This window comes from Streptomyces scabiei 87.22 (assembly GCF_000091305.1).
In the GTDB taxonomy this organism is placed as follows: Bacteria; Actinomycetota; Actinomycetes; order Streptomycetales; family Streptomycetaceae; genus Streptomyces; species Streptomyces scabiei.
Genome location: NC_013929.1, coordinates 4,570,596 through 4,594,496, shown reverse-complemented (window position 1 = coordinate 4,594,496; position 23,901 = coordinate 4,570,596). Strand labels below are relative to the sequence as shown.

At 69.1% G+C, this 23,901-nt stretch carries 10 protein-coding genes, 1 tRNA gene and 1 pseudogene; 9 read left to right on the top strand and 3 right to left on the bottom strand.

The window, feature by feature from the left end; genetic code table 11:
• The first annotated feature begins 46 nt into the window (after positions 1–46).
• From SCAB_RS19395 to SCAB_RS49410, 6 genes and pseudogenes are all read left to right on the top strand, one after another.
• Positions 47–1,252, top strand: coding sequence for a DNA polymerase III subunit delta' (locus tag SCAB_RS19395; protein WP_013001769.1), 1,206 nt, complete (start codon positions 47–49; stop codon positions 1,250–1,252).
• Positions 1,253–1,431: 179 nt separating this feature from the next.
• On the top strand, positions 1,432–3,018 hold the full coding sequence (locus tag SCAB_RS19390; RefSeq protein WP_013001768.1) for an alpha/beta hydrolase: 1,587 nt from the start codon (positions 1,432–1,434) through the stop codon (positions 3,016–3,018).
• Positions 3,019–3,141: 123 nt separating this feature from the next.
• A tRNA-Thr gene (locus SCAB_RS19385) sits at positions 3,142–3,218 on the top strand.
• Between the two features lie 558 nt (positions 3,219–3,776).
• Entirely contained in the window at positions 3,777–4,052 is a 276-nt protein-coding gene (locus SCAB_RS47555; protein WP_013001767.1) for a hypothetical protein, read from the top strand.
• 57 nt (positions 4,053–4,109) lie between these two features.
• On the top strand, positions 4,110–4,259 hold the full coding sequence (locus SCAB_RS47360; RefSeq protein WP_013001766.1) for a hypothetical protein: 150 nt from the start codon (positions 4,110–4,112) through the stop codon (positions 4,257–4,259).
• 24 nt (positions 4,260–4,283) lie between these two features.
• Positions 4,284–4,589 (top strand): annotated as a pseudogene (locus tag SCAB_RS49410) (8-oxoguanine DNA glycosylase OGG fold protein).
• Positions 4,590–4,666: 77 nt separating this feature from the next.
• Here the strand turns inward: SCAB_RS49410 and SCAB_RS19375 are convergent.
• Entirely contained in the window at positions 4,667–5,497 is an 831-nt protein-coding gene (locus SCAB_RS19375) for a hypothetical protein (protein WP_013001764.1), read from the bottom strand.
• A gap of 545 nt (positions 5,498–6,042) precedes the next feature.
• Here SCAB_RS19375 and SCAB_RS19365 point away from each other — a divergent pair.
• Positions 6,043–11,580 (top strand): AAA domain-containing protein, encoded by a 5,538-nt coding sequence (locus SCAB_RS19365; protein WP_013001763.1) that lies wholly within the window; start codon positions 6,043–6,045, stop codon positions 11,578–11,580.
• 494 nt (positions 11,581–12,074) lie between these two features.
• Here the strand turns inward: SCAB_RS19365 and SCAB_RS19360 are convergent, their stop codons facing one another.
• Both SCAB_RS19360 and SCAB_RS19355 read right to left on the bottom strand, forming a co-directional pair.
• Positions 12,075–12,494 carry a PIN domain nuclease gene (locus tag SCAB_RS19360; protein ID WP_013001762.1) on the bottom strand — a complete coding sequence of 140 codons (420 nt, stop codon included), beginning with the start codon at positions 12,492–12,494 and terminating at the stop codon, positions 12,075–12,077.
• On the bottom strand, positions 12,494–12,748 hold the full coding sequence (locus tag SCAB_RS19355) for a type II toxin-antitoxin system VapB family antitoxin (RefSeq protein WP_013001761.1): 255 nt from the start codon (positions 12,746–12,748) through the stop codon (positions 12,494–12,496). Before SCAB_RS19355 ends, SCAB_RS19360 begins: the two co-directional genes overlap by 1 nt.
• Before the next feature lie 1,422 nt (positions 12,749–14,170).
• On the opposite strand from SCAB_RS19355, the gene SCAB_RS19350 reads away from it, so the two are divergent.
• Together SCAB_RS19350 and SCAB_RS19345 are read left to right on the top strand one after the other, a co-directional pair.
• Positions 14,171–17,002 carry a LamG-like jellyroll fold domain-containing protein gene (locus SCAB_RS19350; protein ID WP_231885087.1) on the top strand — a complete coding sequence of 944 codons (2,832 nt, stop codon included), beginning with the start codon at positions 14,171–14,173 and terminating at the stop codon, positions 17,000–17,002.
• 109 nt (positions 17,003–17,111) lie between these two features.
• Positions 17,112–23,519, top strand: coding sequence for an RHS repeat-associated core domain-containing protein (locus SCAB_RS19345; RefSeq protein ID WP_013001759.1), 6,408 nt, complete (start codon positions 17,112–17,114; stop codon positions 23,517–23,519).
• Positions 23,520–23,901 lie beyond the last annotated feature (382 nt).

The window sequence follows — 23,901 nt, the reverse complement described above, 5'->3', positions numbered from 1 at the left end:
GCACAATGGGGCGCGGAGCGGTGTCGTAGACGGAGGGCGGTGGGTCATGGCCGTGTGGGACGACCTGGTGGGGCAGGAACGCCTGAGCGCGCAGTTGGACGCCGCCGCCCGGGACGCGGACGCGATCGTCACGGCAGCGACGACGGGCGCGACGCCTCCGGAGGCGTCGAAGATGACGCACGCGTGGCTGTTCACCGGGCCCCCGGGCTCCGGCCGGACGACGGCGGCGCGGGCGTTCGCGGCGGCACTGCAGTGCGTGAGCCCGGACCGGGCTCTCGGGGGGAGCCCCGGCTGCGGGTTCTGCGACGGTTGCCATACGGCACTGGTGGGGACCCACGCCGATGTCAGCACCGTGGCGGCGGTGGGTACGCAGATCCTGGCCGACGACATGCGGGACACCGTGCGGAAGTCGTACACCTCGCCGGCGAACGGACGCTGGCAGGTGATCCTCGTCGAGGACGCCGAGCGGCTGAACGAGAAGTCGGCGAACGCGGTGCTCAAGGCCGTGGAGGAGCCCGCCCCCCGGACGGTGTGGATGCTGTGCGCGCCCTCGCTGGAGGACGTGCTGCCGACCATTCGCTCCCGCTGCCGGCACGTGGGACTGCTCACCCCGTCGGTGGACGCGGTGGCGGACATGCTCGTACGGCGGGAGGGCATCGAGCCGGAGGCGGCCGCGGTGGCCGCCCGGGCCACCCAGGGGCACATCGAACGGGCCCGGCGGCTGGCCACGGACCCGAGGGCGAGGGAGCGGCGGGCCGCCGTGCTGAAGCTGCCGTTGCGGGTCGAGGACATCGGTGGGTGCCTCAAGGCCGCGCAGGAGCTGGTGGACGCCGCGTCGGAGGAGTCCAAGCAGCTGGCCGAGGAGGTCGACACCAAGGAGACCGAGGAGCTGAAGGCGGCGCTCGGCGCCGTGCAGGGCGGACGGATGCCGCGCGGCACGGCCGGGGTGATGAAGGACCTGGAGGACAAGCAGAAGCGGCGGCGTACGCGGGCGCAGCGGGACAGCCTGGATCTCGCGCTGACCGAGCTGACCGGGTTCTACCGGGACGTGCTGGCCCTGCAGTTGGGGTCGCGGGTCGCGCTCGCCAATGTCGAGGTGCGGGACAGCCTGGAGCGGATGGCGCGGGGCGGCACACCGGAGGCGACGCTGCGGCGGATCGACGCGATCGCGGCCTGCCGGGAGGCGCTGGAGAGGAACGTGTCGCCGCTGCTCGCCGTGGAGGCGATGACGATGGCGCTGCGGGCCGGGTGACGACGGCCGGTGCGGCGGGCCCGGGGGCGGGCCGGGCGGCGGGGAGCCTGGGGGCCGGGGCACGGGCGGTGTGGCGGCCGGGGCGGCCGGGGCGGCGCGTTCGGTTGACCGTGTCACTCGTACGAGGCGCATTCGTTGCCATTCGTGATCAATTGAGCGGTTCTGGTTACCCTCGCGAGATGCACACCAGGCGTACTTCCCGGCCGAACCGGTCCCTGCGGGCCGGCGGCGCGTTGCTCGCTGCCGCCGTGCTGCTCGTCGCGGGCTGCTCCTCCGGCGGTTCCAGTACGACGGCCAGGGTGACGGACGGGGGGCCGGGCCTCGGCGCGCAGCCCCGGGCGACACCGCCGGTACCGGCCGCGTACCACCGGCAGAAGCTGCGCTGGCGCGACTGCGAGGTCCCGGGTTTCCAGTGCGCCACGATGAAGGCGCCCCTCGACTACGCGAAGCCGGACGCGGGTGACATCCGGCTGGCGGTCTCGCGGCGCAAGGCGACGGGCCCCGGTGAGCGGCTCGGTTCGCTGCTGGTCAACCCCGGCGGGCCGGGCGGGTCGGCGGTCGGCTACGTGCAGGGGTACGCGGGCATCGGCTACCCGGCCGAGGTGCGTGCGCGCTACGACATGGTGGCGGTGGACCCGCGGGGCGTGGCCGGCAGCGAGCCGGTGGAGTGCCTCACCGGACGCCAGATGGACACGTACACCCAGACGGACCTCACCCCGGACGACCGGGGGGAGAAGGACAAGCTGGTCACGGCGTACAAGCGGTTCGCGGAGGGATGCGGGAAGCGGGCGGCGCGCCTGCTGCGGCACGTCTCCACGGTGGAGGCGGCCCGGGACATGGACATCCTGCGGGCCGTGCTGGGCGACCAGAAGCTGACGTATGTGGGCGCCTCGTACGGGACGTTCCTCGGGGCGACGTACGCGGAGCTGTTCCCCGAGCGGGTCGGACGGCTGGTGCTGGACGGCGCGCTGGACCCCTCCCTGCCCGCCCGCCGGCTGAACCAGGAGCAGACGGCCGGGTTCGACACGGCCTTCCAGGCTTTCGCGAAGGACTGCGTGGGGCGGAAGGACTGTGTGCTGGGGAGTACGCCGGCGCGGGTCGGCGAGAACCTGCGCGCGTTCTTCGCGCGGCTGGACGCACGGCCGCTGCGGACCGGTGACGCCGACGGCCGGCGGCTCGGCGAGTCCCTGGCCACGACGGGCGTGATCGCGGCGATGTACGACGAGGGGGCCTGGCCGCGGCTGCGCCAGGCGCTCTCCGAGGCGATCCGAAGGGGGGACGGCGCCGGTCTGCTCGCCCTCTCGGACAGCTACTTCGAACGCGGCCCCGGCGGTACCTACTCCAACCTGATGTATGCCAACGCGGCCGTGAACTGCCTCGACCTCCCCGCCGCCTACAACAGCCCCGCGGAGGTGGAACGGGCCCTCCCGCAGTTCGAGAAGGCGTCCCCGGTGTTCGGCCGGGCGCTCGCGTGGTCCTCCCTGAACTGCGCGTACTGGCCGGTGCGGGCGACGGGCGGACCGCACCGGATCGAGGCGAAGGGGGCCGCCCCGATCATCGTCGTCGGCACCACGCGGGACCCGGCCACCCCCTACCGCTGGGCCCGGGGCCTCGCCTCCCAGCTCTCCTCCGCCCGCCTCCTCACCTACGACGGCGACGGCCACACCGCCTACGGCCGGGGCAGCGCCTGCGTCGACTCCGCGATCAACGCCTACCTGCTCCGCGGCACGCCCCCCGTGGACGGAAAGCGCTGCTCAGCGCCCTGAGCACCGACCACTGGGACGGGCCGCCCGGGCCCGCCGCCGGGTGCTCCGAACCCTGGTTCGGAGCGCCCGGGAAACTGTGTAGACTTACCGACGTTGCTGATCGCACCATGGTGCGGACAGCGCGCCGCCTTAGCTCAGATGGCCAGAGCAACGCACTCGTAATGCGTAGGTCTCGGGTTCGAATCCCGAAGGCGGCTCCATGGTGAACCCCAGGTCAAGCTTTTGACCTGGGGTTTCTTGTTTTCGTTGGCCTTGGGATTCGGGCGAATCGGGCGCCTGTGGTCTATGCATCGTAATGCGTAGGTCGCAGTTTCACATGCTGTTATCGATAGGCTACCGCAGGGCTGTGACCTGCTGCTTTGCTCAGCTGAACCACGGAGCCCGTCAAGATCTCGATATCTTCGGTGGACAGCCGGTGGACAGCCGGTGGACAGCCGGTGGACAGCCGGTGGACAGCTGTGCGTGATGGACAGTCAGGAGTTCTCTCGCCGAGTCCGGGTTCTGGCGCCGGTCGGGTGGTCCGGGCGCTGCGATCAGCGGTCTCGGTCTTGTGTCGTTCCGACAGCCGTAGGCGGAATCGGCGGTCCCACGATACGCATGGGGGAACGGCCTCGGGGTGGCGCTCAGCGTCGGAGGGCGACGACCTCGCCCTCCGCGTTCATGGCGCGGAGCCGTCGCGCAGACTGGAGCAGGGAGACTTGCGCGAAGGTGAGCCGGACTTCGTCTGGTAGGGCGACTCGGGACAGCCTCTGGCGGTCGTGGACGCCAAGTACAAGGCGAACGCCCCGGAGGCTTCCCGGACGCCAACCTCTACCAACTCCTCGCCCTGCACCAGGTTGGGGCTGCCGACCGGACATCTCGTCTGCGCCAGAACCAACGCTCCGCATGCCGCACACGTCATCCGCAATGCCGACATCCGCATCCACCGGCACGCCCTCGACCTTGACCAGCCACCGGAGCGACTGCTCGCCGAAGTCTCCGGGATCGCCACGAGCCTTGGGGCACCTCTGGGTTCGTCGGCGCTGCCGACCTGACGCCCACCTCCGAGAAGACGAACACGTCACCGAGCTGATCCGCATCAAGGAGCCTGAATGACCGACCTGACGGACGAACTCCACTTGCCAGACCACGACTCGGTGCTCGACCAGGCCATCCCCTTCGACAAGGTGCGCTGGATGCTCCTGTTGCCCGACGCCACGTGGTGGCCCGCGGAGCTCGACGCCTGCCCTACGCCGGAGTGATGGCCCCGAGCGGGCCGCCGAACGGTGTTCACCATCGCCCGCGAGGCCGGAACCACCACGGGCAACCGGCACCTCCTGGTCGCGGCGCTCGTGTGGGGCACAGGTACCAAAGCACAGTCCGTACACAGGCGGGGGAAGATCTCCGCGAACACGTCCCCGACCGGACTCGACGCCTGCCTGGACGCGGCACTCGGCGTGTTGGGCGAAGAGGGCGCCGTTCAGGCGTATCGGGCATAAAATAACGATCAACGCATCCCCTATCTGGGTGCGGCGTTCATCACCAAGGTGCTGTACTTCGCGGGCACGGCAAGCTCGTCGCGAAGCGGCTGAACCCTGGTGGCGTTCTCGCGTTCAGCCATGCCGAGCCCATCGAGGGCTACGAGGGCCCACAGGCGATGTACGGCAACCTACTGAAGTCCCTCGACCTGCCCCTTGGCCCACCACAGGAACGCGGCGGAGTGCTGCTGGTTGGCGAAGCCCTGGCCGACGAGGGTGCTCAGGAGGTCGTTACTCCAGAGGATGAGTCGGCCGAGGGTCCAGTTCACCGACTCGGGGGCCGGCAGCGCCAGTCCGTAGACCATCCGCGCGATCTCGCGCTTGCCGCCCGCCTCGGTCGTGTACTTGAGGATCGTCAGGAAGTCGTCGGGGTACATCACGCAGAGAACCCTTGTGAGGAGGGCCTCTTTGAAACCGGTCATGGCGAACGGCTTGGTGCCGGACAGCAGGTGCTGGAGCCGGTCTTCGAGCGGCAATTCGTCAGGTCCGCGCAGGAGGTACTCGATCGTCTGACGGGTCGCCTCCCCTGCCGCAGCATCGCCCATGTCGTTCCACGCGGAGTTGAACGTGGCCTGATTGCCGGGCCGGGCTCCGACCTCGGAGTTGGCGAAGTCCTTGAGGACTCTGGGGTCGCACGTCCACAGCCCGTCGGGAGAGAAGATCCGCTGGTACTTCGTCCAGTAGGCCGCCACGTCGGGGTCGAAGCCCGGTTTGATCGCGAGGTACCGCTCCTTCAGCAGGGCCGCGCGCTCCAGCCGCTCGGGATCGACGTCCTCAGCTTTCGGGAAACGGGCCTTGAGGTCGTCGAACGATCGGGGCGGATTCGCCTTCGGGAGAGTGGGCTCCTTGTGCTCCCACTCATAGCCGCACCGGTGTGTCACGAGACGACGTCCGCCGTCGAGCACGCGGATCACCTCGATGTCCTCGTCGTCGCTGCACAGTGGACACATAACCAACGCCATGGCTACCCCCGTCCCAACAGTGCTCGTGCCCGCCCCGAGCCGATGCACTTCTCCGCCCAAGCACCGCATTCTTGCATTCGGCAAAGGCGGCCTGGATGTGGGGCCATCCGGCGATACCGGGGTCGGGGACTTCCTGCCCGTCGGATCCGCCTATCCGCTGCTACGGCTCATACCGGCCCCCGGAGCCCCATGGCAGCCTGGGCAGCGCGCCGCCCTGCCGTCGGACAACGGATCCGAGCGGGGTGTCTCTCCCTACGAGAACAGGAGCGCCTCGCAGGGCCATGCTGGGCATCCTGAGCAACAGCTTCGTTGGTGCCCGGGAGGTGGCGCTATTGCGTCCACTGTCTCTTCATCGATGATGTCGCCGTCACCGTCGAGGCCGCCCAGGCCGCGGGCATGCAGGCGCATCTGCTCGAAGACAACGTCCGGACCATCACGCGCATCGCAGCTCAGCAGAGGGAGGTACCCGCCCTCTCAGACGCGCCACGCACATAGGATGCGCACACTCTTCATACTTTGGTTCCACCAGTTCAGCGAGGTGGCTCGTGCCCGCATCCGCCGTGACGCCCGACGATGTGGTCCGCCACGTCTTCCGTTACCTCGCGGAGGTGGGTGAGAGCCGCACCAAGCCGGTGCGGACGTACGACGATGCCAGGCACCAGGTGTGGTTCGCCGACCTGCCCGCGCAGTTCGGTTCCTTCCTCATCGACGCGGTCCCCGGTGACATGCCGTTGTGGCTGCGGGCCGACCGCCCCGTACGGCACGAACCGCCGGCTCCGCCGCTGCCGCTCGCCCACTGGCTGGACGACCGGGAGATCCGCGACTCGGCGAGGGAAACGCCCCCCGAGCCGCGGGCAGAGACGGACATACCGGCGGACGAGATCTCCGCCGAGGGAAGCGCACGCACCCGGCACATCACCGTGTCCCTGGCCGACTCGCCCCAGCGAGACACCGTGTACGCCCAGTGCCGCGCCTGGTCCCGTGAATGGGACGGGTGGGCACGTCGCGACCGCGCCATGAAGCCCCTCGTGCGTGCCTACGACCGCCTCTACCGCCTGTGCGTGGACGCCTCCGAACTCGGCGAGACCTTCGAACTGGTCGTCGGATTCGGCTACCTCACATGGTCGGCGCAGGGCGAGCCGATCCGCCGCCATCTCGTCACCTGCCGGGCCGTCATCACCATCGACCCCGACACCGGAGCCATCACCGTCGGACCCGACCCCGAGCACGGCAGCCCGGTGCTGGAGGAGTCCATGCTCGATGCCGCGCAGAAGTCGCGGGCGGACACCCGCGCCCTCGTACGGCAGGAGCTGGAAGCCGCCGGCGACACCACGGATCCGCAGCTCGCCGACCATCTGCACCGGGCCCTCACCACCTGGACCATCGCGGCCCACGAAGCAGGACGCTACGACCGCGCACCGAATCGGCACCGGGCAGCGGGAGACCCCGCCGTACCGGTCGTCAGCTTCGCACCGGTGCTGCTGCTCAGGGAGCGCACCCGGCGCAGCATGCTCGAAGCGCTGCGCGCCGTCGCCCTGTCCATCGAGCAGGGCGCCGAGCCCACCACCCTGCTGCGGGCGATCGCCGGCGCGGGCGGTGACCGGCCGCTGGGGGAACCGGGCAGCGGTGACGCCGCGGGACCGCCGCCGGAGCTGTACTTCGCGCTGCCCTCCAACGACGAACAGCGCACCATCGCCGAGCGGCTGAGGGACCGGGATCTCGTCGTGGTCCAAGGGCCGCCGGGCACCGGTAAGACGCACACCATCGCCAACCTGGTCACCGACCTTCTCGCGCACGGCAACCGCGTACTGATCACCAGCCATACGGCACGTGCCCTGAAGGTCCTGAAGGACAAACTCCCCGTTGGCATCCGCGAGCTGTGCGTGAGCCGTACCGACGACGGAGTCGGGCAACTGGAACTGGAGCAGTCCGTCAAGGCCATCCTCGACCGGCAGGGAGACTTCTCCTCTCGGGCGCACCGGCGACGCATCCAGGAGCACGAAGAGCGCCTCAGGTCCGCCCGGTCCTCGCAGGCGCTCGCCCTGAAGGCGTTGCGCGCGCTGCGGGAGCAGGAGACGTACCACCATCCGGCCGAGATCGGCGACTATGAGGGAACCCTGGCCCGGATCGCTCAGCGGCTCGCCGGGGAACACCCGCGGTTCGGCTGGATCGGCGTCGTCCCCGCCGACGCCCCGACGCTGGACGCCGAGGTTCTCACGCGCCAGCGTCGTGCGGCGCTCGCCTTCACCGACCGACACCGTGCTCTTGCCGCATCGGTGAGTGCCGCGCTGCCCGCGCCGGGACAGCTGCCCACGGCGCCCGCGTTCGCCGAGGCGGTCGAGACGATCAAGACGGCGGAGGCCGATCTCGCCGCGCTCCGGCAGAACGGCTTCGTCTCCCGTCTCGACGACGCCGTGTCCGCCCTTACCCCGGCACAGCAGGACCAACTGGTCACCGCGCTCGACCACTTCACCGCCGCGGCCCAGGCGGCCACATCGATGCCGACGGCCTGGGCCGAGCTGCGCGACGAGATCCTCGCCGGGCAGGACCTCGGCGCGCGCAGCCGCCACGAGCGCACCACCGCGGCCCTGACCGCGATCGAGGAGGCGGAGCGTGTCCTGGGCGCCACCCTGGTCAGCGGGCTGGAGGCGTACGACGTGCCGACGGCGCTCGGGCTGGCCGCCACCCTGCGGGACGGGCTCGCGTCCGGCGAGAGACTGCGCGGGGTCATGGGGCTGAGGACCCGGCTGCGCAAAGCCGTCGGCGCCTTCCCCGAGACCGTGCGGGTCGACGGCCGCGCCGTGGAGACAGCGATCGCCGCGTCCGCCGTACTGCACCGCGTCACGCTGGAACGACATCTCCAGGACATCGAGCGGGAGTGGGGCGACGGCCCCGACGCCTGGCAGGCCACCGCCCGGCGCACCGCCCGCCTGCGCCAGGACGTCGCCACCCTCACCGCCCTGACCACCCTCGCCGACCTGCGCCACGCCGTGGTCGGCGCCGACAGGGCCGCGCCGGGGCTGGCAGGCATCGACTGGGGCAACCGCGACCAGGCAGACACGGTTCGGAGCGTCCTGCGGGCCAGAGCGGCACGCCGGGCCGCCGACCCCGCCCGCGCTCTGATCGACGACGCCTTGCGCGTACTGCGCGCCGCGGCGCACCGCAGGGGAGCCTCGGCTGCCCTCGAACGGGCCCGCGTCGCGGTCGAGTCCCGCGACCCGGCGGCCTACGGCGCGGCGGTGAACGACGTGGACGACCTGCGGGAGGCGCTGGCGCGCAAGAAGGCGTGCGACGACGCCTACCGGCTGGTCGCGGCCGAACTCCCGGACCTCGCGGACAGACTGGAATCCACATCTGAGGACGACGAGTGGGGCACCAGGCTCGCGGACTTCGAGGCCGCGTGGGCGTGGTCGGTCTGGTACGACCGTATGAAGGAGCTGACGGACCCGGCGGCCGAGGCCCGGCAGCTGCGGCTGCTCGCCGAGGCGGATGTCAAGATCCGCATCGGCCTGGAACGGCTGGCGGCCGACAAGGCCTGGTTCAGCTGTCTGTCCCGGCTCACGGACGACCAGGCCGTGGCCCTCACCTCGTACCAGCAGAACGTCCGCAAGCTGGGCAAGGGCACCGGCAAGTACGCGGCCACCTACCGCAGACAGGCCCGGGAGAGTCTGCAGGCCAGCCAGGCGGCGGTACCCGCGTGGATCATGCCGCTGCACCAGGTGACCGAAACCGTGCCGATGGACCGGGCCGGACGATTCGACGTCGTGATCGTCGACGAGGCCAGCCAGTCCGGTCCCGAGGCGCTGCTGCTCGCCTGGCTGGGCGCGAAGGTGATCGTCGTCGGCGACGATCAGCAGGTGAGCCCCGCCCAGGTGGGCGTGGACCACGACGAGCAGTTCGCGCTCCAGCGACGGCTCCTCGCCCAGTTGCCCGCCGCCCGCCGCAACCTGTTCACACCGACCGCCAGCCTCTTCGACATCGCGTCCGGTCTGGCCGGAGGCCGCGGCAGGCTGATGCTCCAGGAACACTTCCGGTGCATGCCGGAGATCATCGGATTCTCCAACGAGCTCTGTTACGGCGGCCGGCTCCAGCCGCTGCGACAGTACGGTGCCGACCGGCTGCCGCCCTTGCGCCCGGTGCACATACCCGATGGCTACGTTGAAGGCAGCGGACAGAAGCAGGTCAACCGTTCCGAGGCGGTGCGGCTGGTGGAGGAGGTCGCCCGGTGTATCGCCGACCCCGCCTACGCGGGGCGCACCATGGGTGTGATCACCCTGCTCGGCGCGGGGCAGAAGTACCTCATCGAAGACCTGCTGGCCGACCGGATCCCGCTGGACGAGAGACAGCGCCGACGGCTGCGCGTGGGTAATGCCGAGGAGTTCCAGGGCGACGAGCGCGACATCGTCTTCATCAGTACGGTCGTGTCGCTCACCGGCCCCGACGGGCCGCGCCGCATCGGCCACTTCAGCAGTTCCCTGAACCGGCAGCACCTCAACGTGGCCGCATCCCGTGCCCGCGACCAGGTGTGGTTGTTCCACAGCTTCACCCTCACCGAACTCGGCGAGACCGATCTTCGGCGTGCTTATCTGGACTGGTTCTCCCGCCCGGCCGAGGAGCAGGACGGCCTCGGACTCGGCGAGGTCCGGCCGGACGTTCCGCACGAGGCCTTCGACAGCCTCTTCGAGCAGCGTGTCTACCTGGCCCTGCGGGCCCGGGGCCACCAGGTGCGGCCGCAGTATCCGGCCGGCCGCTACCGCATCGACCTCGTCGTCGAGGGAGGCACCAGACGCCTTGCCGTGGAGTGCGACGGCGACGCGTTCCACACGGAGGAGAACGCCGACGCGGACGCGGCCCGCCAGCGCGAACTGGAGCGAGTGGGCTGGACGTTCGTCCGCATCCGCGGCAGCCGCTTCTTCCTCGACCCGGAACGGGCACTCGAACCGCTGTGGGCGGAACTCGACCGACTCGGCATCGAGCCGGCGGTGCACCCACCCGCACACCGAGCTGCCGAGGACAGCCGCATCGACCCGGCCGACGAGGCCGGCACGGTCCCGACAGGCGACGGCGACGTCGTACCCACCGGCAACGCAGAGCCCGCGCCCTCTGCTGCCCCATCCGCCGGGCGACAGGACATCCAGCCCGAGCCCCCGCACGGCACGGACGAGGCACAGCCCCGATTCGTGACCGTGGCACGGCTGCACCGCGACGAGGTCAATGCAGCCCAGCACGCGTTCAGCATGCGGGCGACCGTGCCCGGGACCGCACGGTTCCTCGGGGGAGCGGGTGCGCCGGGCTTCCCAGGGGCCGATGCCGTGGACATCCTGCGCGAGGGGCATGCCGTCGTGCGGGTCGCACACCCCGAGGTACAGGCCATGATCCGCACCGCGATCGCCCACGCAGACGTACCGGTACTGGGAGACGACGGTCAGGTGGGGCTGGCGCGGTACCACGCACCCGGATCCTCCGGCGCTTCCGACGGCCGTACGACAGAACTGCTGCGTGCACGACCGACAGCTGACCGGGCCCCGGTGAAGAGTCTTCCGGCCGTGCCGCGGCAGCCGACCCGCGGCGACGAACCCACCCCCGTGACGGGATCCGCGGTGCCGGGCGGTGCCCGGTCCTCCCTCAGCCTCCCGGTCGACCGGCTCAGCGTCGCCGCCCATCGACGGGTGCAGCGCGAGCTCCAGCGCGTGCAGGACGCGCTGGACCAGCCGCTTCCGGAGATCGTGGCCGTGGACTCGTCCTCCAGGAAGGCCCAGCTGGCCGACCACGACCGGCGGCGCCAGGCCCTGCAGGAGCGGCGCAGCCACCTGCGTGCCGTGCTCGACCAAGTTGTCCCTGACTCCTCCCTGACGGGCGGGGCGATGGTCGTCCCTGGATGCCTCGTCGGAGTTGAGGACCCGGACGAGCCCGGCATCATGACGTACGAGATCGCGATGCTCGCGGGTGACGAGGCGGAGCGGCTGAGCCCCGACACCCCGCAGGGGAAGGCGCTGATGTGGCGAGAGGTCGGGGACGAGGTGAGCTGGCAGACGGAGCGGGGTACGCGCATGCGCGTCATCGTCCGGTACATCCAGGACTGAGAGACCGCAGCGGAGCGGGGCTGTGCGGCGGCTGCGGGGCGGTCCGTAGCTGGTCGTGGCCACGAGGTGGAACCGCATCTCGATACAGCCCCGCGTCCCGCGAGGCCAGTTTGCTGGCGTGCGCGACCCGGGAGCGCTCCGCAGCCGCGGTGAGCCGGACGTGCTCTATCGCCAGGCGCGCGGCCCGGTCCTCCAGCGCCGTCAGGTACATCCGGCGGATACGGAGCGTCAGGCCGGTGGTGACGGCCTTGGTCGCCGTCCCGAGCAGGAAGAACGGGCCGAGGGGGCGTTTGCGACCGGCGCCAGGAAGAAGACGGCGAGGGTCAGTTCGACGAGGCTCACCCCGGCGGCCCAGCCCAGAACCCGCAGGGATCCGCGCAGAGCCAGGCTGTACAGAGCGACCAGCGCGCGGCGCAGGCCAGCTGCCACACCCCCAGCGACCGCTCGATGAGGGACACCAGACAACTCATCGGAGGTGGGGAAGGCCGGCATGCTCATCGGTCGGCACTGCCGGGCGGGACGACCCATTCGGTGGGTTGGCCGGTGAGGGAGGCGATCATGTCGAAGTCTCCGTCGTAGTGGAGGACCGTTCGCCGGTTCAGTTCCGCTGTGGCGGCGATCAGCAGGTCGGGGAGGGACAGAGCGCGGTGGAAGCCTGCGTTGAGGGCATGGCGCTGGATCTCGAGAGCGCGGGTGAAGGTGTCGTCGTCGGTGCGGAGGTAGTCGAAGGCGTGGAGCCAGGTGCTGATCCGTGTTGCTTCCGAGCTGTCCCGTGCGGAGTGGATCATCTCGAACTCGGTGGGTTGGCATACGGCGAGGAGGTAGCGCTCGTGCAGAGGCTTGAGCACCTCCTTGACGCTCGGCTTCGTCCAGCGGGCGAGGGCGGACTTGTCGATCAGGTAGCGGTCCTGCATCAGGCGGCCCGGCCTCCGTCGCGGTCGCCGTTGTGCTTGAGGGAGCCGTCTGCGTTGCGGGGCCCGGTGTTCTCGACGATCTCACTGAAGTCGAGCTCGCCGGCCTCCATGGCGTCGAAGCCCTCCTGCCGCAGGTGCCTCTTGACGGCGTCTTCCATGGCGAGGCGGACGGCTTTGGCCTTCGTTTTAGTCCCGAAGATGCGCATGGCCTCGGTGACCATGTCTTCATCGAGGTCGATGACGGTTCTGGCCATGTGGATGGTCCCTTCGCAGATGCCCCTGTCAGTGAAACGATACCATTTATACACTATGGAAGATATCGTTTCGATCGGAGGTCTCGTCGCGGATGGAGGCTGCGGCGTTCGTGGTGAAGTGCCGCGCGGTTGCTCCTTGTGGGAAATGGGCAGTCGCCCTCATGTCAGGCTCTGCCCCTGCCAGGGATTTCGTCAGAAGCGATGGGACGGCGAGAGGCGGTCGGCCAAGCAGTCCCGCCGGTGGACAGCCGGTGGACAGACGCCTTTGGGCGGTGCATCACGGGGCAGTACGGGTCAACCTGCTGCACGTGCTCTGATCAGGCAAAACGTCACCACGCAGCACGACGAGTCACCACGCAACATGATCGCTCATGGTCTCGTAATGCGTAGGTCTCGGGTTCGAATCCCGAAGGCGGCTCCATGGTTAACCCCAGGTCAGGCCTCTGACCTGGGGTTTCGTGTTTCGGATGACCTTGAAATCGGTCTAAATCGCGTCTTTGGGATCTGTGCATCGTAATGCGTGGGTCGGGGGTGTGGTTTCCGTGACCGTGTAGACGGCCTGAGTCTCTGAGCTGGGCTGTTGCTCATCCGGGAGGGTCGGGTCAGGCATACGCGATGAGGTTCGGTGGACAACCGGTGGACAGGCGTGCGTGACACTCCATCAGGCCTGTGGTTGCACCTGGATCGACAGGGTGAAAATACGACCGTCTTCGATGCGTCGATCGGAAGCGGCGGGGCTGTCCGGTCCGGACAACTTCAGGTCGGACACGGTCAGCTACCCGTCTGCGATGCCGTCGTATGAGGGATGGCGTCCTCGGGCTCGTAGTGGCCGTTCCAGTTCGAGCTGGGCAAGGAGCCGGAGGCGCCCGCACATGCTGTGCTGGTCCTGCGCCGGTCCGTGCCGAACCTTGGCGGGCTACCGCGTCGACGACCGTTGGCGGGAGCGGGTGCACGTCCTTCGCGCCGAAGCGGATGATGAAGGTCGGCCGTCCGGGAACGTCCTCCGGATTTCAGTGTCCGGCTCAGGGCGACGGCGTCCTCCGGGGGCAACGTTGGCCCTAGCCTGACAGTGATGGGTTGTGCGCAGCGTGCGCGAGGCCAGCGGGGGCTCCATCCTGCCGGTGCGTCGGCTCTCCGGTCACGATCCGGCCGAAGTGGGCGGATCCGTTGTACGCGTCGCGTGCTTCCTCCCGCGCCAAGGGCTGCTCATGGGCATGGGCGGTGCGTGGGGTGGAGGGCTGTGGGGCGGTTCAGTCTCGAAATGCCCTTGATCCGGTAAAGGGAGTCCCATACGTTTCTTTGGCCACTGCTGTACGGCATGGCCACATCAATTTCATAGCGGGCTCTGGGGAGAGCCTGGAGGGGGACAAGGGTATGACCAACCCTTGGTTTCGGGGGCTTCGTGCTGCCCGGACGCTTGGCGTGCTGCTCGGTGGCGCCGTCGTCCTGGGCTCGTTGCCCGCCGTCATCAGTCCGGCCACCGTGGCCAGCAGCACGCCGCTTGCCTCGGCCGAGGCAGGCGCGTTCGCACTGGCCGCTGAGACCGGCGAACCAGTGGAGATCATTCAGCAGCGTACCGAGGACGAGCTCGTCTTCGCCAACCCGGACGGCTCGTTGACCAGCGAGAGCAGTGTCCAGCCGCAGCGGGTGGAGCGTCCCGACGGCAGCTGGGAGAAGGTGGACGCGACCCTGGAGCGCCGCCCGGACGGCACGGTCGGTCCCAAGGCCGCCGTCGTCGACCTGGCCTTCGCGGCGGCGGGCTCGTCCGACTTCGTCACACTTGGCGAGGAGGGCAAGTCCTTCACACTGAGCTGGCCCACACCGCTGCCCGAGCCGGTTCTCGACGGGGACACCGCCGAGTACCGCGAGGTGCTCCCCGGCGTGGATCTGCTGGCCACCGCCTCGGTCACGGGTTACTCGTACGTCCTTGAGGTCAAGACGCCCGAGGCGGCCCGCAGCTCTGAACTGGCCGAACTACGGCTGCCCGTACGGGCGGAGGGCCTCGACCTGTCCACCGGACCGACCGGTGGTCTCCAGGCCGTGGACGCCTCCGGCGAGCGGGTCTTCGGCGGCCAGGCGCCCAAGATGTGGGACTCCGCAGACTCCGGCGACGAGGTCCCGGCGGACGCTGTGCCCGCCTCCGGGTCCCAGACCCTGCCGCAGGAGGCGCCGGACGCGGGTGCCAAGGTCGCCGACATGGTCCTCGACGTGTCCCCGTCCGCGGTCACCGTTGAGCCCGACCGCGCTCTGCTCACTGCCGCCGACACCGACTTCCCGGTCTACATCGACCCCGAGGCCGGTATGTCCAAGAGCGAGTGGCTGTATGTGTCCAGCGCCAACCCGAGCACGGAGTTCCACAAGTTCAAGAAGGACGAGGGTGTCGGCCGCTGCTCGGCCGACACCATCGGTGGCATCTACTACGTGTGCAGCGGCTCGCCGTACACGAACCGGATGTACTTCCAGTTCTCCACGGACGGCTGGAAGAACCGCACCGTCTCCAAGGCGGTCTTCGAGGTCTACGAGAGCTTCTCCTTCTCCTGTACCAAGAGCACCGTCAACCTGCACATGGTCGCCGAGGGCGGTGTCGACTCCGCGACCAACTGGAACAACAGGCCCAAGGACGGCGACCTGCTGGTCGACAAGTCCGTCGCGTACGGCAGGGGCGACAGCTGCAGTCCGGACGCGCCGCCGAGCTGGGTCCTTTTCGCGGACAACGCCGACGAGTCCAACGAGAACCTCACTTCCTCCGTCCGCAGGAAGGCCGCCGGTGAGGATCCGATCGCCTTCTCGCTGCGGGCCGCCGACGAGGGCGACCCCAACTCCTGGAAGCGGTTCCGGGGTGACAACGCCAAGCTCGTCGTCACTTACAACACCCGCCCGAGCAAGCCCACCGGGGAGAAGCTGAGCAACCCGGAGGAGAAGACCTGCACCACCGACAACACCAAGCGGCCGTGGATCCGTGACGCGACCCCTCGCATGTCCGTCACGGGTACCGACGCCGACTCGTACACCGACGGCACCGGCCAGAACCTCACCGCGACCTTCCGGGTGTGGGACCAGGTCGACGGCCGGCCCGAGGTCTACGAGGGCAAGGACGGACCGCAGAACGAGGGCAGGTTCGAGCGGGAGATCCCCGTCAGGGAGCTGAAGCACGGCCACGGCTACAAGTGGCACGCCCAGACCTACGACGGTTCCACCGGCAAGCTCAAGGACTCGGGGTACTCCGAGTGGTCCGACTGGTGCGAGTTCGTGGTCGATGTGGAGAAGCCTGACACCAAGCCGCGCGTCGAACCGGTGGCGGACGAGGCCGACCTTCCGGCGGGCGCCAAGCGGCACTTCACCCTCTCCGCCAACGGCAACTCCGACTCGGTCTTCAAGAACGACGTCGAGTTCTATGAGTGGGACCTCGGCAACGACACCCCCACCCGCAAGGCCGACCCGGCCTCCCTCGGCGGCAAGGCGACCATCGAGGTCGCGCCGAGCACCTTCGGTCCGAACGTGCTCTACGTCCGCAGTGTCGACCGGGCCGGCAACCGGGGTCCGCTGGAGAAGTACTTCTTCACCGTTGACCGCGCCTGCGCCGATGTCCTCGCCGACACCTGCGCCGCCGCCGTCTACGGCCTCGACCAGACCTCCGGCACCACCGCCCCCGACACCTCCGGCCACGACCGGGACCTGACGGTCAAGGGCGCCGACTGGGTCGCGGGCAACAACGCCGCGAGCGATCCGGCCGACAGGGCGCTGCGCTTCAACGGCACCACCGACCACGCCACCGCCGCCTCCGCCGTCCACACCGGCCAGGCGTTCACCGTCTCGGCGTGGGCGCGGCCCACGAAGCTGGACCAGAACATCTCGGTGATCAGCCAGGCGGGAAGCCAGGGCAACGGCTTCAACCTCTACTACTCCACCGCCTACAAGCGCTGGATCTTCGGCCGGCACGTCAGCGATACGGCGGATTCCGACCTGGTACGCGCCATGGCGGCGAGCGAGCGCCCCGCGACCGTGAACAAGTGGGTCCACCTGGCCGGGACCTATGACCCGGTGGCCCGGAAGTTCACGCTCTTCGTCGACGGCGAGGAGCAGGGCAGCGCCACCGTCACCGACGTCTGGAACGCCACGAAGGGGCTCAACGTCGGCCGCTCCCAGTACGGCGCCGACTGGTCCGACCCGTTCGCCGGTGACATCGATGACGTGCGCCTGGTCCCCGGCCTGCTGTCGGGGACGGAGATCTTCCGGCTCGCGAACAATCGATGACCGCTGACGACCACTGACGACTCCCGACCAGAGCCGTCCACCCGGGTGCCCGAACTCCTCGGGCACCCGGGGCACTTTTCCACACCCATATACGGGAGGGGGAGCGCGCGTGCGCGCATCTCGCAGACACAGAACACACCCCTGGGCCAGAGCCCTCGGTGTCACCCTCACTTCAGCCCTGACCGTCACCCTGCTCCAGGGCACGCCGGCCCTCGGCGACGACCCCGACGAGGCCAGGGAGAAGCGGCGCCCCAAGACCCAGGACGTCGCCTCCACCCCGGTCGTCGACCAGGACGGCACGGCCACCCCGCTCAAGCACACCAAGGGGTACGGCAAACCCCTGGACCTCAAGGCCAACTGGCCGAAGGCCGGCAGCGCCACCGTCGATCTCGCCGGTTCCAAGAAGCGCGGCGCGCTGTCGAGCGCCAAGGCCGGCTCGCTCCCGGTCCGCGTCGGCCCGCCCAAGGGCATGACCCGTTCCACGATGGCGGCCGCCACGCCCACCCGCGCCAAGGTCGACGTCCTCAGCCACGCCGCCGCGCGGAAGGCCGGCATCGACGGCCTCCTGCTCAAGGTGACCCGGGCCGACAGCCGGACCACGAACGGCAGGGTGTCCGTCGAGGTCGACTACGCGGCCTTCGCCCAGGCCTACGGCGGTGACTGGGCGCAGCGGCTGCGTCTGGTCGAACTGCCCGCCTGTGCGCTGACCACGCCCGAGGCGGCCAAGTGCCAGAGCGTCACCCCGTTGAAGACCGACAACGACGTCCGTGAGCAGCGGCTCACCGCCGATGTGGCGGCGCTGTCCTCCGCGAAGGCTCCGCTGCTGGCGGTCGCCGCCGGACCGGCGGGCGGTTCCGGCTCGTACGCCGCGACCTCGCTGGCTCCGTCCGCGTCCTGGCAGGTCGCCGGGCAGACCGGCGGCTTCACCTGGCAGTACCCGCTGCGCGTGCCGCCCGCCGTCGCGGGCCCCTCCCCGCAGCTGGGCCTCGGCTACAACTCCGCGTCCACGGACGGCCGTACGGCCTCCAGCAACAACCAGACGTCCTGGATCGGCGAGGGCTTCGACCTCAGCGCCGGCTACATCGAGCGCTCGTACCAGGCCTGCACGGAGGACGGCCACGACGAGGCCGGGTCGCAGAAGTACGACCTGTGCTGGCACTCCGACAACGCCACCATGAACTTCGGCGGCCGGGCCGGTGAGCTGGTCAAGAAGGGCGAGAACGAGTGGCGTCTGAAGCAGGACGACGGCACCCTCATCGAGCGTAAGTACGACGGCTCCAACGCCGACAACAACAACGAGTACTGGGTCGTCACCACCACCGACGGCACCCGCTACCACTTCGGCAAGGGCAAGCGCGAGTCCGCCGACACCGAGTTCACCGGCTCCTCCTGGGAGGTCCCGGTCTTCGGTGACGACAAGGACGAGCCCTGCCACGCCGACACCTTCAAGGAATCCCGCTGCCAGCAGTCGTGGCGCTGGAACCTCGACTACGTCGTCGACGTGCACGGCAACACGATGACGTACTACTACAGCACCGAGACCAACAAGTACGACTCGGTGCGCGGCGACAAGGTGGTCTCCTACGACCGCGGCGGCTACCTGAAGCGGATCGAGTACGGGGAGCAGGCGGGCAAGGAGAACACGACCACCGCGCCCTCGCAGGTCGTCTTCACCACCGCCGAGCGCTGCACGGGCGCCGCCGCCGACTGCGAACCGGCCGATCTGAAGGAGTCCACGGCCAAGCGCTGGCCGGACGTGCCGTTCGAGCAGATCTGCACCTCCGACACCGAGTGCAAGGACCAGTGGTCCCCGACCTTCTTCTCCCGCAAGCGGCTGGCGAAGGTCACCACCCAGGTCCTGGGCGCGGACGGCAAGACGTACGGGGACGTCGACGAGTGGGACCTGGCGCACAAGTACCAGAGCGCCGACACCACCCACGCCCCGGCCCTGTGGCTGGAGTCGGTCACCCACTCCGGCAAGGACGGCGCCCACAAGCTCCCCAAGGTCACCTTCTACGAACGCCAGGACGCCAACCGGGTCCACTCCGACGCCCACGACCGCCTGCCCATGTACAAGTGGCGTATCCGGGCGATCCAGTCGGAGACGGGCGGCACGATCTCGGTCAACTACAAGCCGACCGAGTGCACCCCGTCGAACCTCCCCACCCCCGAGACCAACACCAAGCGCTGCATGCCGTCCTTCTGGTCGAAGGAGGGCACGATCGGGGAGAAGGAGGACTGGTTCCACAAGTTCGTCGTCGACACGGTGATCGAGGACGAGGTCACGATCACCGGCCCGAACAAGGTCACCTCCTACGACTACTCCGGTGCTGCCTGGGCCTTCGACGACAGCGAGCTCGTCAAGACCAAGAAGAAGACCTGGAACCAGTGGCGCGGCTACCGCACCGTCACCATGAAGACCGGTGAGGCGGGCGGCAAGCAGCTCCGCAGCCAGACCACCTACCTGCAGGGTATGGACGGCGACCGGGAGAAGGACTCCGGCGGCACCAAGTCCGTCACCGTCACCGCCTCCGACGGCACGAAGGTCCGTGACGACGCCCGCCACCAGGGCTTCGCCGTGGAACAGCAGAGCTTCAACGGGGCCGCCGAGGTGACCGGTTCGGTGAGCACCCCGTGGAAGTCCGAGCCCACGGCGACGGAGGGCAAGGACGAGGCGTCCTACGCGGCCGTCAAGACCATCCACACCAGGACGGCGTTGGACGACGGCAAGGTCCGTCGCGCCGCCATCGAGCACTTCTACGACTCGTACGGCATGCTGTCCCGCTCCTCCGACTCCGGCGACCTGACGGTCGAGGACGACGACACCTGCACGACGAACGAGTACAACCGCAACACCGCCGCCAACCTGCTCACCCTGCTGAAGCGCGTCACCGTCGTCCCCGTCAACTGCGACGAGGGCGCGCCGACTTCGTACAAGGGCGAGGCGGTCTCCGACGTCCGCACCTGGTACGACGACCGCGACACCTACGGCACCACGCCCACCAAGGGTGACGTGGTCCGCAGCGAGAAGGTCAAGGCCTACACCGCCGACGGCACCCCGCAGTACGTGACCACGTCCACCGCCAGGTACGACGCGCACGGCCGTGTCGTGGAGTCCGCCGACCAGGCGAACAACGCGACGAAGACGACCTACACGCCCACCACCGGCGGCCCGGTCACCGGCATGAAAGTCGAGGACCCGCTCGGCAACACGACCACCTCCACGGTCGACCGCCGCTGGGGCCTGGTCACCGCCACGGTCGACCCCAACAAGCAGCGCACCGACCTGGAGTACGACGCCCTCGGCCGTCTGCTGAAGGTCTGGCTCCCGGGACGCGCCAAGGCCTCGGACACCCCGAGCCTCGAATACGCCTACCTGATCCGCAACAACGCGCCCGTCGTCACCACCACCAAGTCGCTCCTTCCCAACGGCTCGGTGGCCACTAGTCACCAGCTCAGCGACGGCCTTCTGCGCCCCCGCCAGACCCAGACCCCGGCGGCGAACTCGGGCCGCGTCATCACCACCACCGAGTACGACACCCGCGGTCTGGCCGTGAAGGAGATCGGCCCCTTCTACAACACGGCGGCCGTCGGCACGACGTTCGTGAATGTGGTGGACGCCTCCGAGGGGACCCCTCGGGAGACGGAGACGGTCTACGACGCGGCGGGCCGCGCCACCGACTCGATCTTCCGCGTCGCGGGCACCGAGAAGTGGCGCACCAAGACCGCGTACCACGGCGACCACACGACGGTCGACCCACCGGCGGGCTCCACGCCGACCGCGACCTACACCGACGCGCAGGGGCAGACGACCAAGGTCCTGGAGTTCAAGGCATCCTCGCCCACGGGAGCGGCGGGCACGACGTCGTACGACTACGACGCGGCGGGCCGCCTCGTTGAGGTCAAGGACGCTGCGGGCAACGTCTGGTCGTCCGAGTACGACGTGCGGGGCCGTCAGACCAAGGCCGTCGATCCGGACGCGGGCACGTCGTGGATGACGTACAACGACCTCGACCAGTTGAAGACGATCCGCAACGACCGTGAGATCACCCTCACCTACACCTACGACAAGCTGGGCCGTCAACGCTCGCTGTACAACGGCGACAAGAAGCTGACGACTTGGGAATACGACAGCGCGACCGTGCCGAACGGCAAGGGGCGTCTGACCTCGGCCACCAAATGGGTCGGGGACGACGGCTACACAAGCTCAGTTGACGCCTATGACGTGGCGGGCCGGCCGACGAAGTCCTCGGTGACCGTCCCGGCCTCCGAGGGCAAACTGGCCGGGACATACACGGCTACGGCGTCGTACAAGCCGGACGGCTCGATCGACGACATCGGCCTCCCGGCGGTCGGCGGCCTCCCGGCGGAGACGGTCACCACGGGTTACACGGCGACCGGTCTGCCGTCCTTCACCCTGGGCGACTCGACGGACTACGCCCGCGAGACGCGCTACTCCAACTACGGCGAGATGCTCCAGCTGACCCTGGGCACCGCCAGCGCGGACAAGTACACCTGGCTCACCAACACCTACGAGGAGGGCACCCGGCGCCTGGAGCGCGCCCGCATCGACCGGGAGATCGTCAAGACCTCCGACTCCGACATCACCTACGGCTACGACGCCACCGGCAACATTCAGAAGATCGCCGACGCGCCCGAGGGCAAGACGGCGGACGTCCAGTGCTTCACCTACGACTACCTGCGCCGCCTGACCGAGGCATGGACCCAGACGGCCACCACCTGCGCTCCGAGCGCCGGTGAGGCGACCGTCGGCGGCCCGGCCCCGTACCGGCACTCCTACACCTACGACGCGGCGGGCAACCGCACGAGCGAGGTCCGCCACGCGACCGGCACGACCGGCGACGCGGCGATCACTCAGTCAACGACGTATGTACCCAAGGCCACGGACACCAAGGGTGGCACGCACGCCCACGCCTTGAAGTCGGCCGAGGTGCGTACCGCGACGGCGGCCAAGGAAGCGACGGCGGCCCAGAGCTTCCAGTACGACGAGGCGGGCAACACCGTCCGTCGCACCAAGGCGGCGACGGACCTCTCCCCGGCGGTCGACCAGAAGTTGAACTGGGACGAGGAGGGCCGCCTGAGCGCGGTGACCCCGTACCTGTCCGGCGACAACCTGGACGAGGCGAACAAGACCTCGTACGTGTACGACGCCTCGGGCGGACGCCTGCTCCGCAAGGAGAAGGGCGCGGTCACGCTCTACCTGGGCGGCCAGGAGATCCGCCTGGACACGGCGAAGAACACGCTGGCTGGGACCCGCTACTACTACCACGCGGACCAGGAGATCGCCGTACGGACGACTTCCGGGGTGACCTGGCTGGTCGGCGGCCAGAACGGCACCGCGGAAATCGCCATCAAGGCGGCGGACTCGGCGATCACACAGCGCCGCACCCTCCCCTTCGGCGAGGCGCGCGGCGCCAAGCCGGCGGCAGGTGCGTGGCCGGGTGACAAGTCCTTCGTGGGCGGCACGGCGGACGCGACGACGGGGCTGATCCAGCTCGGTGCCCGCGCGTACGATCCGGCGTCCGGCCGTTTCGTCTCCGTCGACCCGGTACTGAACGTCGGGGACCCGCAGCACCTCAACGCCTACGCTTACGGCCGCAACAACCCGCTCGCGTTCCCGGACCCGACGGGTCTGTACTGGGGCGAGTCCTGGATCAGCCCGATCGGTCACGGCGCCCTGGATGCCGTGGGCCTGGTCCCCGGCTTCGGTGAGCCCGCCGACTTGCTGAACGGCCTTTGGTACACGGCTGAGGGCAACTACATCGACGCGGGCCTGGCCTATGCCGCGGCGATTCCGCTCGCGGGCTACGCGGCGTCGGCGGCGAAGGGCGCGCGCTACGTCAACAAGGCGGTGGACGCCGCCGACACGGCGACCGACGCCACGAAGGCGACCGAGAAGACCAAGGACGCGGTTGACGCGGCCGACAAGGTCACGCCGCCGGTGACCCCGAAGCTGAAGGAGAAGCCCGCTCCGGCTCCGCCGGCCAAGGCAAAGGAGGCCCCCCAGGCCAAGAAGGGCGACTCCGGCGGCAAGAAGGGCGACGGCGCGGAGGCGAAGTCCGACGCCGGTGGCGGGGGCGGCAAGGACGCCGAGGCTCCGGCCAAGGGCAAGGCCTCCGCCGAAGAGCAGGGAAGCGGCAACGTTTGGAAGAGCAGTGAAGAGCTCAGCAAGGCCACCGGAAAGACGACAGCATCCAGAAATCGCGCCATTGATGCCATCATCAGCGAAGATTTCCCGGACCTCAATCTCACCCATCGCCCCGTTTACAGCTACGGGGTAAACTCCGGCATGGCGAAGCCTAACGTAGGAACGCACATTGGATTTAAGCGGTTTGCTAGTCGGGCGCTCCTTCGTAATACTGTGGTCCACGAGGAACTGCACCACCGCTGGTTCGCGCGCGGTCTCAGGAACCATCATCCACGCGACGGCTCCGGGACATCGGAGCGATTTTATGGAATCATCGACCGCTACATGTCGATCAGGGGCTGGTCATGACAGAACAGGCAGCTCGGCTACCCGGGCCGTGCCGCGAGTGCGGCGGGGTCGGCACGGAGTGGCTGGTGCAGTCCACCAACAACGGGTGCCTCAGTTGGGAAGTCGAGTGGGATTGCAACACATGCGGAATCTCGCACGACTCGGGTGAGGGTTGGGCACCGTCAAGAGTGCGGAACGCGATCCTGGAGCAGCATGGACCCCATTGCCTGAAACTCGTCGATGTTACAGCGCACGGGGGAACACTGCTGAAGTCCTTCCGAGTAGCCTTCGGTACGTCAATTCAAGAGGCGAAGAGACTGTCGGATGAACTGAAACGGTCTGGCTTTGAAGGCACGCTAGTGGAAACCGCGCTCCTCTCCGAGTTGTTGGAGAAAAACGGAAT